Source organism: Nocardia sputi, from assembly GCF_023501985.1.
Genome location: NZ_JAMFLC010000001.1, coordinates 478,440 through 491,764, shown reverse-complemented (window position 1 = coordinate 491,764; position 13,325 = coordinate 478,440). Strand labels below are relative to the sequence as shown.

Genomic DNA, 13,325 nt, shown 5'->3' with positions numbered 1-13,325 from the left:
ACGACGACTACGACGAGTCCGCTTACTCCTCGTCGCGTCCCGGTCGCTCCATAGCGCTGCCCATCATGGCGGCCGTTCTCGCCGTCGTCGCGGTCGCCGTCGTCGGCGCGGTAGCCTGGCAGTCGTTCGGTTCCGGCGCAGTCGAGACGACCTCCGCCGCCGCGCACTCCGAGACGTCCGCGCCGGCCGTGCGTCCCAGCACTCGGGCGCCGAGCAGCACATCGGCCGCGCGCGCGACGTCCACCTCGGTCAAGCCGACTCCGGTCAGCCTGCCCGCTGGTGCGCAGCCGTGCGGCGAGGGACGGGCGGCCTCCGGGTCGTTCACCCAGTCGGCGACGGGCACCGCCGTGACGAGTTGCGCCTTCGCCGAAGAGGTGCGCAGAGCCTATGCCGAACTCGGCACGGCGCAGAACGCGGCACGCGACGCGCCGCGCACGGTCGTCGCGACCAGCCCCGTCACCGGACGGAGCTACACGATGAGTTGCCAACCCGAAGGTCAGATCATCACGTGCAGTGGCGGTGAGAACGCGGTCGTTTACGTCTACTGACGTGCACGACGGCGGGCTACGGCACGGCCGGCGTTCCGCCCGGGACCACTGCCAAGCCCGCCGCTTTCCATGCCCGGAAACCGCCGACGAGGTCGGTCACCCGGCGCAGGCCGAGACCGAGCCCGTCGGCGGCGGCCAGACTCGACGCGTAGCCCTCGTTGCACACGATCACCACCGGGGTGTCCGCGGTGAGGCCGGGTAGCCGGTGTTCGCCGTTCGGATCGAGGCGCCACTCCAGGACGATCCGTTCGACCACGACCGCACCGGGTATCTCGCCCTCGGCGAGCCGATTCGCGTGCGGCCTGATGTCCACGATCAATCCGCCGTCGGACTGCAACGCGGCCGCCTGCTCCGGCGCGACCCGCTGTAGTCGCGCCCTGGCTCGCGCCACCATTTCCTCGGCGCCTGTGCTCATCGTTCACCTACTCCGCTCGCTGATGTCCCCGTGAAATCCGTGAGCGTACGGTATTCGCGAACCGGGCGCAGCGGCGGCGAGTACGCGTGCACCGACGCGGCGGGCCACGGCTTGTCGTTGCGGAGCTGGTGCGCTCGATCGGGCCCGAACGCGACCGTGTCACCGGCTCGCCGTTGCGCCTTCCGTACCTGGCCGCCGAGGTGCAGGTATTCCTCGCGGAGTTCGCCGACGGTCATGGTGAACGCACCGGAAGCGCCGCCGTGGTCGTGCGGTTCGGTGCCTTGACCCGGCGCCCAGGACAGCAGCCACAATTCGACGCCCATGGTCAAGGCGAGGCGGGTCCACCAGCGCTGCTGGGGATCGAAGCGCGCGATGTCCAGCAGCGGCGTCGCCAACTCCGCGGCCACTTCGCTGGTCAGTCTCTGTAGTTGCGCCGGCGACCACAGTGCCCGGTCCGGATGGAGGGCGTCTCGCACCACCGGCAGGTCTATGCCGGGATGGATGTCGCGAGCGTGCTTGAGATTCACCGGAAGAGATGTGGTCACATGTGCTCCTGACGTGTCGGTCGGATGAGCGCTCCGCGGCTGCGCCGCGTGGATTCTGCTGCATCCCGGCACGTTTGCCACCAATCACGATCAGCGCGAACAAAATTCAACCGTCCGCCGCCGGGCCGCGCGATCCCGGCTACCGCCAGGCCCGAGAAGGCCGCCTGCACGCGGCCGTTCTACCCGAACGCGGGCAAGGGCGGGGATTTCGGGAAGACGACGGGCAGCGACACGAGGGCACGGTGGAATGGACCCGGCCGCCAGCCCAGTTCCTCCGGCGCGACCGCGAGCCGTAGCTCGGGCAGGGCATCGAGTAGTTGATCGATGGCGTCCTGCGCGATCAGGTAGGCCATGGATCTGGCGGGGCACGCGTGCGGTCCAGCACCCCACGCGAGATGCGCTCGGTTGTCGGTGTACTCGCCGGTGTGGATGGCCGGGTCGTTGTTGCACGCCGCCATGCTGATCACGACCGGCTGGTGCGCGGGCAACCACACGTCGTCGACCAGGATCGGCTGTTTCGGGTAGCTGAAGCAGTAGTTGGCTCCCGGCGGATCGGTGAACAGCACCTCGTCGAGGGCCTCGCGGGTGGAGAGGCTGCCGCCGAAGATCCCGCTCGCGAACCGGCGGTCGGTGAGCATCAACCGCAGGGTATTGGCGATCAGGTTCTGCTGTGGTTCGATGCCCGCTCCGTACAGGGTGACCAGTTGGTGGATCATCTCCATGTCGTCGAGGCCGGTGGGGTGGCGCAGCAGCCGCGAGGTGATGTCGTCGCCCGGATTCCTTCGCTTCATCTGCACCAGGTCGAACAGCGCGTCGGCGAGCATCGCGTTGCCCTTTTCCGCGTTGACGCCCTCGAAGATGGCGGCCATGCCCATCGCGACTTGCTGCCCGATCTCCGGCGGGCAGCCGAGCATCGAGTTGAGCACCGCGAACGTGAGGGGGAACGCGTACTGGCTGATCAGGTCTGCCGCGCCGTCCTGGCAGAAGGCATTGATCAGCGGGCCCGCGACCCGTTCGGTGGTCGTATGCAATGCGTGCAGATCGACCTCGACGAGGCTGGCGACATTCACTTGGCGGTAGCGCTGATGCTCGAACCCGGTATTGCGCAACGCGTTCGGCCGCCACTCCATCATCGGCAGGATGGGGCAGTCACCCGGAATGCCCTGCTGCCACGTCCGTGGATCGGCGGGAAAGTGCGTCGGGTCGTTGAGAATTCGCAGCGCCGCGTAGTAGCCGATCACCAATGTAGCGGGCACGTTCGGCGCCAGTTCGACCGGCACGAGCGCACCGTACCGGCGGCGCATCTCACGGTAGGCGTGATGCGGGTCGGCGGCGAATGCTTCCGTGTACAACGCGATCCGGGGTTCGTCGGTATCGAGCGGTGAACCGTGCTGCACGGGGCAGCCTTTCGCGCTCTCCGAGGCGGATTGCGGGGATTGTGGCGTGGACAAAGGGCTCGACTCCAGAGGGCAGACTCTTCGATGACGCGGTCGATGCGTGCCGGCACGCGGTCGGCTACGCGCCGGTCAGGTGCGTGTTCACGATGTGCCACGGGATCGTAAGCAGTCCGAACCCGGCCGTGGGGTCGTTTGCGCCGCTTGATCACTGAATGCGGAGCTATCCGCTCCGAGGTCGCGTCGGCTGTGGACCTGCCGCGCACGGGAGTAGTCGCTCGTTCGCCGTGCCTTCCGACGCTGTTGAGCGCGGCGACGGCGGACGAAGCGGCGCGGGCAGCTCGAATCGCCGAGCCTGCCGCCGCTTCGTCCGCGCGGCGCAGTCGGGCATCCTCGTGCGGGGGCGGGGATTCGCTTACTCGCCGAGGTCCGCCGCATACCGTTCGGCCAGCACGGCGACGCGATCGGCAGGCCAGGGGCAGCGGATGTCGCCTTGGGTGGCGGCGAAGAAGAGTTCCAGGTGCACGTGCCAGGCGGCCAGTAAGGTCGGCCGCAGCCGAGCCAGTCGCGCCGGTACGGTCTGGGTGAGTTCCACCCACACGCCGAAGTCGGGATCGGCTTCGAAGGACCAGCGCACCGTGCCGACGACGGTGCCCTCGTGCCGCCACCGGTATTCCATCGATCGGGGCGGATCGACGCCGAGGAGTGCGCCCGCCTCGACATGCTGGTTCGTCGCGCGGGCGGGTGGGGGAGCGCCCACGGCGGGAATCTCGTCCTCGACAAGCAGTGACCAGAGCGTTTCCGGCGGCTGCCACACCAGATCGCGGGCGAACCGCAGCACGTAGCCGTCGGGGACCTCGTCACACATGCCGGTGTCGAGCCCGAAATCCGCGACGTAGCTTTCGATGTCCGTCAGCCAGCTCCTGTCCGGCTCGGTGTGGGCGCCGTCGAGGTCGGCGGCGAGCGCGGACAGGCAGCGGTCCCAACCGACCGCCGACCTGGCGGCGCCGAGCCGTGCTCGCGGTCCTCCGCCGAGGACGTGGGTGAAGATCAGCAATGTCCCGTCGCCGTCGGCCACGAGCTCGAATCGCAGCACGTCCTGGCTCCAGCGGAACATGTAGACCTTGGGCGGGTCGACTTCGAGTACCTCTCCCGCGGAGACGCTGTCGGTGGTCTCGGGTGCGTCGGCGAAGGTGAAGCGCATCGCGGCGCCCGGTCGCAGCTCGGTCGTGACAGCCGCCGGGAACCAGGCGGCCATCTCGGCCGGGTCGCTGATCGCGCGCCACACCTTCTCCGGCGGATGTGCCAGCCTGCGTTCGAAACGCAGGGTCGGGGCGCCGTCGATCGTGTGCAGCCGTGCTCGGGAATCGGTCATGGTCGTCCTTTCTCGTCGGGCATAGCGTCGAGATGGCGTTCCAGGGCGTCGAGGCTGGATTCCCACATCCGACGGTAAGGCGCGAGCCATGCCTCGATCTCGGCCAGCGGTTCCGGTCGCAACCGGTACCAGCGCCGCTGCGCGTCGTGGCGGACCTCCACCAAACCCGCGCCACGCAGAACCTTCAGGTGCTTGGACACGGTGGGCTGGGCCAACCGCAGCTCCGCCACCAAGTCGCCGACCAGTCGCTCCCGCGCGCGCAGCAAGTCGAGAATCTCCCGGCGGCGAGGCTCGGCCAGCGCCTCGAACGTTGATGCCATATTGGCAATATAGCCGAAATGGAATATACGTGCCAGTGTTCTGGCGGAAGGACTCACGGAACGAGGGTCAGAGGCAGGGCCAGGACCGTAGTGCGATGTCCACGGTGCGGCGCAAGTGGGGCGATCTCGCGCCCGCGGCCGCCTGGACCGCGATCCCGTCGGAGATCGTCATGAGGTAGCGGGCCAGGTCGGCGGGTTTGCTGTCGCGCGGTAGGTCGCCGTCGGCGCGCGCCTGCTCCAGGCGCCGCCGCAGCGCGGCCTCACCGGCCAGGCGGAGCGCCACCGCGCTCTTGCGGCTGTGCTCGGCCTCCGGCCCGCAGGCCTGCGCGCTGCGCACCGAGAGGCAGCCGGGGCTGTCGTGCCCGGTGGTCAGCTGGATCGCCCCCTCGAGGAACGCGGCAGCGACCGCTCGGGCGGTCGGGAGTTCGAGCGCTTCGGCGACGTAACCGCCGGGACCCTCGGCATAGCGGGCGAGCACCCGATCGAACAGTTCGGCCTTGCTGCCGAAGGCGGCGTACAAGCTGGGACGGTTGATGCCCATCGCCGCGGTGAGATCCGACAACGCGGCGCCCTCGTAGCCGTACCGCCAGAACACCTCCAGTGCTCGATCCAGCGCACTGTCGATGTCGAAACTGCGGGGCCGACCTCCCGGCATGGACACCTCCCGGTTTCTTACCTTTCGGTACCTTACTCGGCGATCTCAAGGCGAGCCGTCCGGTTCACCGCCTCCACGAGCCGACCGTCACACACTTCAGTCGGGTTTCCCAGCCGATCGCCCGGTCGGGGGCGTCACACGCGCGTTGTCGTCGCGGCCCGGCCGTCCTCGCGAGGAGCCTCATAACTCGGTGACATCCTGTCGCACGCCGGTTTCCGCTGCTTCGGTGACGGCGTCGAGGAGGCGGCGCTGGCGCAAGCCGACGGTGAAGTCGGGGCGGGCGGCCCTGCCCTCGGTGATGGCGGCGGCGGTCTCGCGGTAGACGCCCGCCACGTGGGCAGTCGGGCCTGTGGGCAGCGTGGGCGGCACCGAGCGATAGTGGTCCGGGACATGGAGCTCCTCGACCGATCCGTCGTTGGAGCGCAAGTGGATTCGCCAGTCGGCCCAGTGCATATACATCCCGGACTGGAGCGGGCCGATGGACAGGGTTCCCTCTGTCCCGCGAATGTGGAGCGCGAATCCGTCCGGGGCGTCGGCATTTCCTCCGTGCACGGTCACCGCGACCGCCGCGCCACTGGCCAGGCGGCCGACCAGTGCCAGTTGCCCGGGCTGCCGGTTCGGGATGCTCCGGCCGGTTCCGAGCACGGTGAGTTCGTCGTGCAGCGTGGCGAGGACGGCGGCTACTTCGGTGAGTTCGCCCGCCAGGTGCTCGAGGACGCCGAGCACGTGCCCCGCCATGATCGTCAGCAGCCCGCTGCCCTTGGCGGGATCGGCGCTCCAGGCCAGTTCGGGCCGAATCGATCCGCCGCCGAACGGATCTCCGGCCGCGACGATGGTGACCGCGGAAACGGCGCCGATGCGGCCCGTGGCGAGCAGGTCCTTGACGTAGTTCACCGATGGCGAGTGGTAGCCCTGCAGGACAACGGTGTGCACGACATCCGCCGCCACCGCCGCGGCGGTGAGCTCGGCGGACTCGGCCGCGCTCGTGCCCATCGGCCATTCGCAGACGACGTGCTTCCCCGCCGCGAGCGCCGCGCGCACCACCGCCGCGTGCCCGGTGGACTTGATCGCCGCCACAACCAGATCCACCTCCGGATGCGCCGCCAGCTCCGCCGCGTCGGTGAACGCGTGCCGCGCCCGGGCGGCTTCGGCCGCGGCCGTGGCCGACGCGCGATTCGTCGTCGCCACGGCCGTGATGCGGAACTCCGGCAATGCCGCCAGCGCGGGCAGGTGGGTCGCGGCGGCCCAGCTTCCAGCGGGATTCGCGCCGACGATGCCGACGCCGATGGGTGCGGTGGTGTGACCGGTCATGAGGGCTCCTAGTTCTGTACCGTTTGGTAGTAAACTAGGCGGTGCGCCGTCGACCGGCAACCGGTAAGGCCACTCGTCGACGGAGGCGTGGGGTTCGAGTGGGTCGGGCATAGTGGGGCTATGAAGTACGTGTTGCTGATCTGTGACGACGAGAAGGTGTCCCCGTCCATGGAGGAGATCGCGGCGGATCCGGCACATCGGGCGTATGCGGCGGAGGTGGATCGACGGGGAGCCGCGCGCGGTGGCGCGCGGCTGCGTCCGGTGGCGGACGCGACCACGGTCCGGGTGCGTGACGGGGAGACCCTGGTGTCGGATGGCCCGTTCGCGGAGACGAAGGACTTCATCGGCGGTATCGACATCCTGGAGTGCGCTGATCTGGACGAGGCGATCGCGCTCGCGGCGCTGCATCCCTACGCGAGCCGGGGCTGTGTCGAGGTCCGCCCCGTGTGGGAATGACGTCGCCGGAGGCGGTTCGTTCCGCGGTCGACGCGGCGTATCGGCAGGAGTGGGGCCAGGTGGTCGCCACGCTGATCGGGCTGACCGGCGACTGGGACCTGGCGGAGGACTGCGCGCAGGACGCGTTCGCCGCGGCGCTGGCGACGTGGGGGCGCGATGGAGTTCCGGTTCGTCCGGGTGCGTGGCTCACCACCACGGCCCGTCACCGGGCGACCGATCGGCTGCGGCGTGACACGACGGGAGCGGCGAAAGTGCGGCAGCTCGCCGTGCTGGCCCGAGATCCGATTTCGCGGCCTGCGGAGGAGATTCCGGACGAGCGGTTGCGACTGATTTTCACGTGCTGCCATCCCGCACTGCCGTTCCCCGCCAGGGTCGCCCTCACGTTACGCACGTTGGCAGGGCTGAGCACGGGCGAGATCGCCAAGGCGCTCCTGACCTCGGAGCCGACGATGGCGCAACGCTTGGTGCGCGCCAAGCGCAAGATCGTCGAGGCCGGGATCCCGTACCGGGTCCCACCGGCGGAGTCGCTGCCGCAGCGGCTGACCGCTGTCCTCGCGGTGCTGTACCTGATCTTCAACGAGGGCTACGACGAACAAGACGGGCGCAGGGCACTGGCCGCTGAGGGCATCCACCTCGCCAGGGTGCTGGTTGGTCTGATGCCGAACGAACCCGAGGCGCACGGTCTGCTGGCCTTGATGTTGCTGCTCGAGGCCCGCCGCGCGAGTCGCACCGAGGGCGGCGTGCTGGTCACGTTGGAGGACCAGGACCGGTCCCGATGGAATCGCGCGATGATCACCGAAGGTGTCGCGGTGCTCGACGAAGCGCTGGAGATGCGGCGTTGCGGGCCGTATCAGGTACAGGCCGCGATCGCCGCATGTCATGCCACCGCACCCGATGCCGCGGCTACCGATTGGCCGCAGATCGCCGCGCTCTATTCCGAGCTCGCGCGGCTGGCGCCGTCTCCCGTGGTAGACCTCAACCGCGCCGTGGCGATCGCGATGGCCGACGGCATCGCCGCCGGACTCGCCCTCGTCGACCAGCTCGCCGAGTCCGGCGAACTGGATGGCTACTACCTGCTGCCCGCGACGCGGGCGGATCTGCTGCGCCGGGCCGGCCGCGTCGCCGAGGCCGCCGATTTCTACGCGCAGGCGTTGGAACTGGCGCCGACCGACGCCGAACGCCGCTACTTGACGGCTCGTCTGCGAAGCCTTTGAACAGCGCTAACCGCGCGTGCATCGAATTTTCTGGGAATTCTTCCGCGTCGATGTCGATCCCGGGCGGCCTCCTTCGTCGGTGGTGCGAAACCACCGAACAGAGAGAGGCAACAACCATGTCGAACACCGAGTACCTGACCGCCGCCACGACCGTCGACCGGACGCCGGAGGAGGTCTTCTCCGCCATCACCAACGTGCGCGGGTGGTGGAGCGAAAACATCATCGGCGACACCGCCGCCGTGCGCGACGAGTTCGTCTTCACCGATGACAGCACTCACGCCGGGGAGGCCGCCCAAGGCAAGAAAGGTATCCGTTTCGCCCGGTTCCAGCTCACCGAGGTCGTGCCGAACCGACGGGTGGTCTGGCACGTCGTGGACTCCTACCTCGACTTCATCGACGACCACGACGAGTGGACCGGCACCGACGTCATCTTCGACCTCACCGCCGCCGCGCGGGGCACGACGCTGCGCTTCAGGCACGAAGGGCTCACCGCGAAGGAATCCGCCTGCTTCGAAGCGTGCTCGCGTGGCTGGACCTTCTACATCACCGAGAGCTTGCCGCAGCTGATCACCACCGGCGCCGGCCGCCCCATTCCGAGCTACAACCGCTGACACCTGGGGTGATACTCCAATGCTATTGACTCAGGCTGGTATGCGGTGAGCTGGTCCGCAATGGCTCTCGCGGTCAGCTGCTTTCGGCGAACTGGGGCGTAACCAATTCATCTAGTACGTTCTCCGGGATAACGAGAAGCAGTTCTCGGGTGAGGCCGGCGCTCAGCAGCGCCGGTTCCGATCCCGGCCGCTCGGCGACATCGGGCGGGTAGGTGGAGGTGGCCATGCTTGTTGACCGCGCCGTCGTCATGTGGCGGGGAGACAAGAATCAGCCGACTCGTGGCCGCGCCCCTGCCGTCGCGGCCGGCGGTCGGCGTGCCGGAGGACGGTGCCCGGACGCCGCTCCGGCATCGCAACCCGGCGGAGTTCGCGGAAAGAGTGTGTCGAGAATGTCCACTGGTCGATTTCGCAGAGCTCGAAACGTTCTGGGCTGTGCGGCCCTCGTCGTATCGCTGGTAGCCGGGTGCGGCGCCGACCGCCCCGAGGATCCGGCGACGAGCGAACCCACCATCACCGAGGCCGCGGCGCGCACCGACCAGAAAGGCTTGTCGCTCATCGTGCCGGGCACCCTGGCCGCGAGCTACGCCGAACTGGCCGCGAGCGTGCGCGGCAAGCTCGGCATGGCCATCATGCCGGTCGGCGGCGAGCAGGCGGTCACCTTCGGTGAATGGACCAGCGGCCCGGCCTGGTCGACGATGAAGGTCCCGCTGACCATCGCCGCGCTGCGGCGCAGTCCCGGCGCCACGAGCTACGCCGCGTCGGCGGCGATCACGCAATCCGACAACGCCGCCGCCGACGTGCTCTGGCAGTCGCTGGGCAGCGCGCAGGAGGCGGCGCAGGCCGTGCAGGCGGTGTTGCGCGAAGGCGGGGACAGCAAGACCGTCGTGCCCGCCACGCGCACCCGCTCGGAGCATTCGGCCTTCGGTCAGGCGGACTGGTCGCTGACCGATCAGGTGCGGTTCGCCTCGCGGTTGCCCTGCCTGCCCCAGAGCGACCGCGTGACCGCGTTGATGCAGCAGGTCGTCACGAGTCAGCGCTGGGGTCTCGGCGAGTTCAGCGGCGCCGAATTCAAGGGCGGCTGGGGCCCGGACCCCTCGGGCGCCTACCTGGTGCGGCAGTTCGGGATCATCAGCATCCCCTCGGGGCAGATCGCGATCGCGGTCGCGGTGCAGCCGGATTCCGGGGCGTTCAGCGACGGCATGAACGTTCTGGACAGGCTCGCCACGGTCGTCTCCCAGCATCTCGACGAGCTGGCCGGGGGGCGCTGCCAGGCCGCATGAGGTCATCTGTCCAGGTCAGTGTTACGCGCCGTTCACGGGGGTGGGGCTGCCGAGATCGGACAAGAGGGGCAAGATAGCGGCCATGCGCATCGGAGTTCTGACCGGAGGCGGAGACTGCCCAGGACTGAACGCGGTCATCCGCGCCGTCGTTCGCACCGCGAACGGCCGCTACGGAGACGCGATCGTCGGCTTCGAGGACGGGTGGCGCGGCCTATTGGAGGACCGAAAGATCCAGATCCGCAACGACGACCGCACCGACCGGATCCTGACCAAAGGCGGCACCATCCTCGGTACCGCCCGCACCAACCCCGACGTGCTGCGCGCCGGATTGGGCCGGATCAAACAGACCCTCGACGACAACGGCATCGAAGCGCTCATCCCGATCGGCGGCGAGGGCACCCTCACGGCCGCGAGCTGGTTGTCCGACGAAGGCGTCCCGGTGGTCGGCGTCCCGAAGACCATCGACAACGACATCGACTGCACCGACGTCACTTTCGGTCACGACACCGCGCTGAGCATCGCCACCGAGGCGATCGACCGGCTGCACACCACCGCCGAGTCGCACCAGCGCGTCATGCTCATCGAGGTCATGGGCCGTCACGCGGGCTGGATCGCGATCAGCGCGGGCATGGCGGCGGGCGCGCACCTGACTCTGGTGCCGGAGGTCCCGTTCGAGGTGGACGAGGTGTGCGCCATGATCAAACGGCGTTTCCAGCGCGGCGACAAGCACTTCATCTGCGTCGTCGCCGAGGGGTCGCACCCGGCGCCGGATTCCGGATTCACCTTGCGCGAGGGTGGTATCGACGAGTTCGGCCACGAGCGTTTCACCGGCGTCGCCCAGCAGCTCGGTGTGGAGATCGAGCGGCGCATCGGCAAAGAGGTACGCACCACCGTGCTCGGTCATGTGCAGCGCGGCGGCAGCCCCACGCCCTACGACCGGGTGCTGGCCACCCGCTTCGGCCTGCACGCCGCGGAGGCGGTGCACGCGGGCAAGTTCGGTCAGATGGTCGCGCTGCACGGCACCTCCATCGACCTGGTTCCCCTGTCGGAAGCCACCAAGCAGCTCAAGCGGGTGCCTACGGAGCGCTACCGCGAAGCGGAGGCGTTCTTCGGCTGAGTGCGGTGCCGGAGCGCGACAGTCTGGACAAGCACGTCGCCTCGGATGGCATCATGGCGTCGTGATCAGGACTGTCAGCCATCGTTGGACCGGATCGCTGACCAGTGAACGCAGGCGCACCAGCGACTGAAACCGTTTCTGTGTCTGCGGTCCGCGCCGTTGCCCCGCTACGCTTGCCCGCATGGCCGAGTTCCACCTGAACGATCTGCCCGATGCCACCGTCGCCGTATTGCGCCGCCGGGCGCGTTCGGCCGAGCTACCGCTGCCGGACTACATCGGGCGCGAACTGGTCGCGCTTGCGCGGCGGCGCACCGCCGATGACACGATCGTCGAATTCCTGGAATCGGAAGGACGCGACCTGGCACCGGAGATCGGCGAAGACGCCGTGGCGCTCGTCCGGAGTTACGACCTGCCCATCGAGGCGCTCGGCGTTCTCGGCCGCCGAGCTCGCTCCGCCGGAGTCCCGCTGGGGGAGTACGTGCGTCGGGAACTGGTCCGGCTCGCTCGGCAGACGACCGTCGAGGACGCGCTGCTGGAGTTCGGCGAGGTGCAGGAACGGGAGCCGGGCCTGCGGCTGGACATGGCGGAGATCGCCGCGGCGGTGCGGTACGCGCGCGGCGAATAGCTCAGGTCGAGCCGGACTGTCGGTACTGTGAACCGCATGCGCAGTGGGCGACTGATCGCGTTGGCTCTGTTCATGATCGCGGCATTGATGGCCGGGTGCTCGGAGTCGAATCCGCCCGAGCCGACCACCGGTGATTGGCACGGCGACATCGAGGTCCCCGGACAGCCGCTGCAGGTCGGGGTCAGTTTCCGCGACGACGGCACGGCCACCATCGACATCCCGCTGCAAGGTGTGATGGACGCCCAGCTGAAGGATGTCAGCTCCGATCGCAACGGTGTGACCTTCGCGATCCCCGACATCCCGGGCGACCCGGTGTTCCGCGGCAAGTACGAATCCGGAACCGACCGGATCACCGGCGATTTCACGCAGGCGGGCCAGAGCTTCCGGCTGGCGCTGAGCCGAGGCGAAGTCGAACCGCCCGCGCGCCCGCAGGAACCGAAGCCGCCGTTCCCGTACAAGACCGAGGACGTCACCTACCGCAACGGCGACATCACCATCACGGGCACATTGACCGAACCACAGGATTCCGGCCCGTTCCCTGCCATCTTGATGATCAGCGGAAGCGGTCCGCAGGACCGCAACGAGGAACTCATGGGCCACAAGCCGTTCCTGCTGCTGGCCGACACCTTCACCCGCGCGGGCTACGCCGTGCTGCGCACCGACGATCGCGGCGTCGGCGGCACGAGCGGCAAGCTGGACGAGGCGAACTACACCGACCTGGCCGCAGACGCGGCCGCGGGCGTCGGCTTCCTGCGTGCCCGCACCGAGATCGACCCGGCCCGGGTCGGGCTCTTCGGCCACAGCGAAGGCGGCTATCTCGCTCCGCTGGTCGCCACGCGTCCGGACAGCGGCGTCGCGTTCGCCGTCCTGATGGCCGGGCCCGGCGTCCCCGGTTCGGACGTGCTCATCGAGCAGACCCGCCTGATCGCCACCGCGAACGGCACCCCGCCCGACCAGGTGGACGCCCGGGTGCGCGACACCACCGAGCTGGCCGCGCTGTTGAAAGCAGGGGACCTCGACGGCGCCAGGCAGCTGGCCATCCGGCAGAACCAAGCCCTGCCCGCCGAACAGCGCGTGCCGGACGACCAAGCGGCCGCGCAGATCACGCCGTATCTGGCCGCCCTGGTCGCCTACGATCCCGCGCCCGCCCTTTCCGCCCTGCGCGTCCCGGTGCTCGCCTTCTTCGGCGACAAAGACCTCCAGGTCCCCGCCGCGCAGAGCGCGCAGCCGATGCGCGAGCACCTCGCCGCCGACCCCGATGCGACCGTCCACGTCTTCCCGGGTCTCAATCACCTGATGCAGCCCACCGAGACCGGCCGTCCCAGCGAATACAGCACCATCGAAACGACCGTCGCTCCCGAGGTGCTCGACTACGTCACCGGCTGGCTGCGGCAGCGGGTCCCGCCGAAATAGCGCGTCGGCCACGACGCGAGAGCCGCTGCGCTGCGGCGGGAGCGCT

Annotated in this window: 15 protein-coding genes; 7 read left to right on the top strand and 8 right to left on the bottom strand. The window is 69.0% G+C overall.

Features of this window, described 5'->3' with window-relative positions:
- Window positions 1-564 precede the first annotated feature (564 nt).
- The 7 genes from M8859_RS02415 to M8859_RS02385 form a co-directional block, all read right to left on the bottom strand.
- Window positions 565-963 (bottom strand): rhodanese-like domain-containing protein, encoded by a 399-nt coding sequence (locus tag M8859_RS02415; protein ID WP_159920137.1) that lies wholly within the window; start codon window positions 961-963, stop codon window positions 565-567.
- Window positions 960-1,508: a cysteine dioxygenase gene (locus M8859_RS02410; RefSeq protein ID WP_159920135.1), complete on the bottom strand. Its 549-nt coding sequence runs from the start codon at window positions 1,506-1,508 to the stop codon at window positions 960-962. The genes M8859_RS02415 and M8859_RS02410 overlap by 4 nt, the downstream gene beginning before the upstream one ends.
- A gap of 179 nt (window positions 1,509-1,687) precedes the next feature.
- On the bottom strand, window positions 1,688-2,905 hold the full coding sequence (locus M8859_RS02405) for a cytochrome P450 (RefSeq protein WP_195069319.1): 1,218 nt from the start codon (window positions 2,903-2,905) through the stop codon (window positions 1,688-1,690).
- A 412-nt stretch (window positions 2,906-3,317) separates the two neighbouring features.
- Window positions 3,318-4,277 (bottom strand): SRPBCC family protein, encoded by a 960-nt coding sequence (locus M8859_RS02400; protein WP_195069318.1) that lies wholly within the window; start codon window positions 4,275-4,277, stop codon window positions 3,318-3,320.
- A complete protein-coding gene (locus M8859_RS02395; protein WP_159920129.1) occupies window positions 4,274-4,597 on the bottom strand; it encodes an ArsR/SmtB family transcription factor in 324 nt (107 codons plus the stop codon). Before M8859_RS02395 ends, M8859_RS02400 begins: the two co-directional genes overlap by 4 nt.
- A gap of 67 nt (window positions 4,598-4,664) precedes the next feature.
- Window positions 4,665-5,252: a TetR/AcrR family transcriptional regulator gene (locus M8859_RS02390; RefSeq protein WP_159920127.1), complete on the bottom strand. Its 588-nt coding sequence runs from the start codon at window positions 5,250-5,252 to the stop codon at window positions 4,665-4,667.
- 180 nt (window positions 5,253-5,432) lie between these two features.
- Window positions 5,433-6,563 carry a Gfo/Idh/MocA family protein gene (locus M8859_RS02385; protein WP_195069317.1) on the bottom strand — a complete coding sequence of 377 codons (1,131 nt, stop codon included), beginning with the start codon at window positions 6,561-6,563 and terminating at the stop codon, window positions 5,433-5,435.
- 120 nt (window positions 6,564-6,683) lie between these two features.
- Here M8859_RS02385 and M8859_RS02380 point away from each other — a divergent pair, with 120 nt between their 5' ends.
- From M8859_RS02380 to M8859_RS02370, 3 genes are all read left to right on the top strand, one after another.
- The gene (locus tag M8859_RS02380; protein ID WP_159920123.1) at window positions 6,684-7,019 is read left to right on the top strand and encodes a YciI family protein; all 336 of its coding nucleotides are present in this window, start codon (window positions 6,684-6,686) and stop codon (window positions 7,017-7,019) included.
- Window positions 7,016-8,233 carry an RNA polymerase sigma factor gene (locus M8859_RS02375; protein ID WP_249643681.1) on the top strand — a complete coding sequence of 406 codons (1,218 nt, stop codon included), beginning with the start codon at window positions 7,016-7,018 and terminating at the stop codon, window positions 8,231-8,233. Before M8859_RS02380 ends, M8859_RS02375 begins: the two co-directional genes overlap by 4 nt.
- A 116-nt stretch (window positions 8,234-8,349) precedes the next feature.
- The gene (locus M8859_RS02370) at window positions 8,350-8,844 is read left to right on the top strand and encodes an SRPBCC family protein (protein ID WP_159920119.1); all 495 of its coding nucleotides are present in this window, start codon (window positions 8,350-8,352) and stop codon (window positions 8,842-8,844) included.
- Between the two features lie 73 nt (window positions 8,845-8,917).
- Here M8859_RS02370 and M8859_RS02365 read toward each other — a convergent pair whose 3' ends face one another.
- Window positions 8,918-9,070, bottom strand: coding sequence for a hypothetical protein (locus M8859_RS02365; RefSeq protein WP_159920117.1), 153 nt, complete (start codon window positions 9,068-9,070; stop codon window positions 8,918-8,920).
- 163 nt (window positions 9,071-9,233) lie between these two features.
- On the opposite strand from M8859_RS02365, the gene M8859_RS02360 reads away from it, so the two are divergent.
- The 4 genes from M8859_RS02360 to M8859_RS02345 all read left to right on the top strand — a co-directional run bounded on the left by M8859_RS02360 (window position 9,234) and on the right by M8859_RS02345 (window position 13,279).
- Window positions 9,234-10,124 carry a serine hydrolase gene (locus tag M8859_RS02360; RefSeq protein ID WP_249643680.1) on the top strand — a complete coding sequence of 297 codons (891 nt, stop codon included), beginning with the start codon at window positions 9,234-9,236 and terminating at the stop codon, window positions 10,122-10,124.
- Window positions 10,125-10,206: 82 nt separating this feature from the next.
- Entirely contained in the window at window positions 10,207-11,241 is a 1,035-nt protein-coding gene (locus M8859_RS02355) for an ATP-dependent 6-phosphofructokinase (RefSeq protein ID WP_159838561.1), read from the top strand.
- 181 nt (window positions 11,242-11,422) lie between these two features.
- Window positions 11,423-11,866 (top strand): hypothetical protein, encoded by a 444-nt coding sequence (locus tag M8859_RS02350; protein ID WP_195069313.1) that lies wholly within the window; start codon window positions 11,423-11,425, stop codon window positions 11,864-11,866.
- 36 nt (window positions 11,867-11,902) lie between these two features.
- On the top strand, window positions 11,903-13,279 hold the full coding sequence (locus M8859_RS02345) for an alpha/beta hydrolase family protein (RefSeq protein WP_159920111.1): 1,377 nt from the start codon (window positions 11,903-11,905) through the stop codon (window positions 13,277-13,279).
- The last annotated feature ends 46 nt before the right edge of the window (window positions 13,280-13,325 follow it).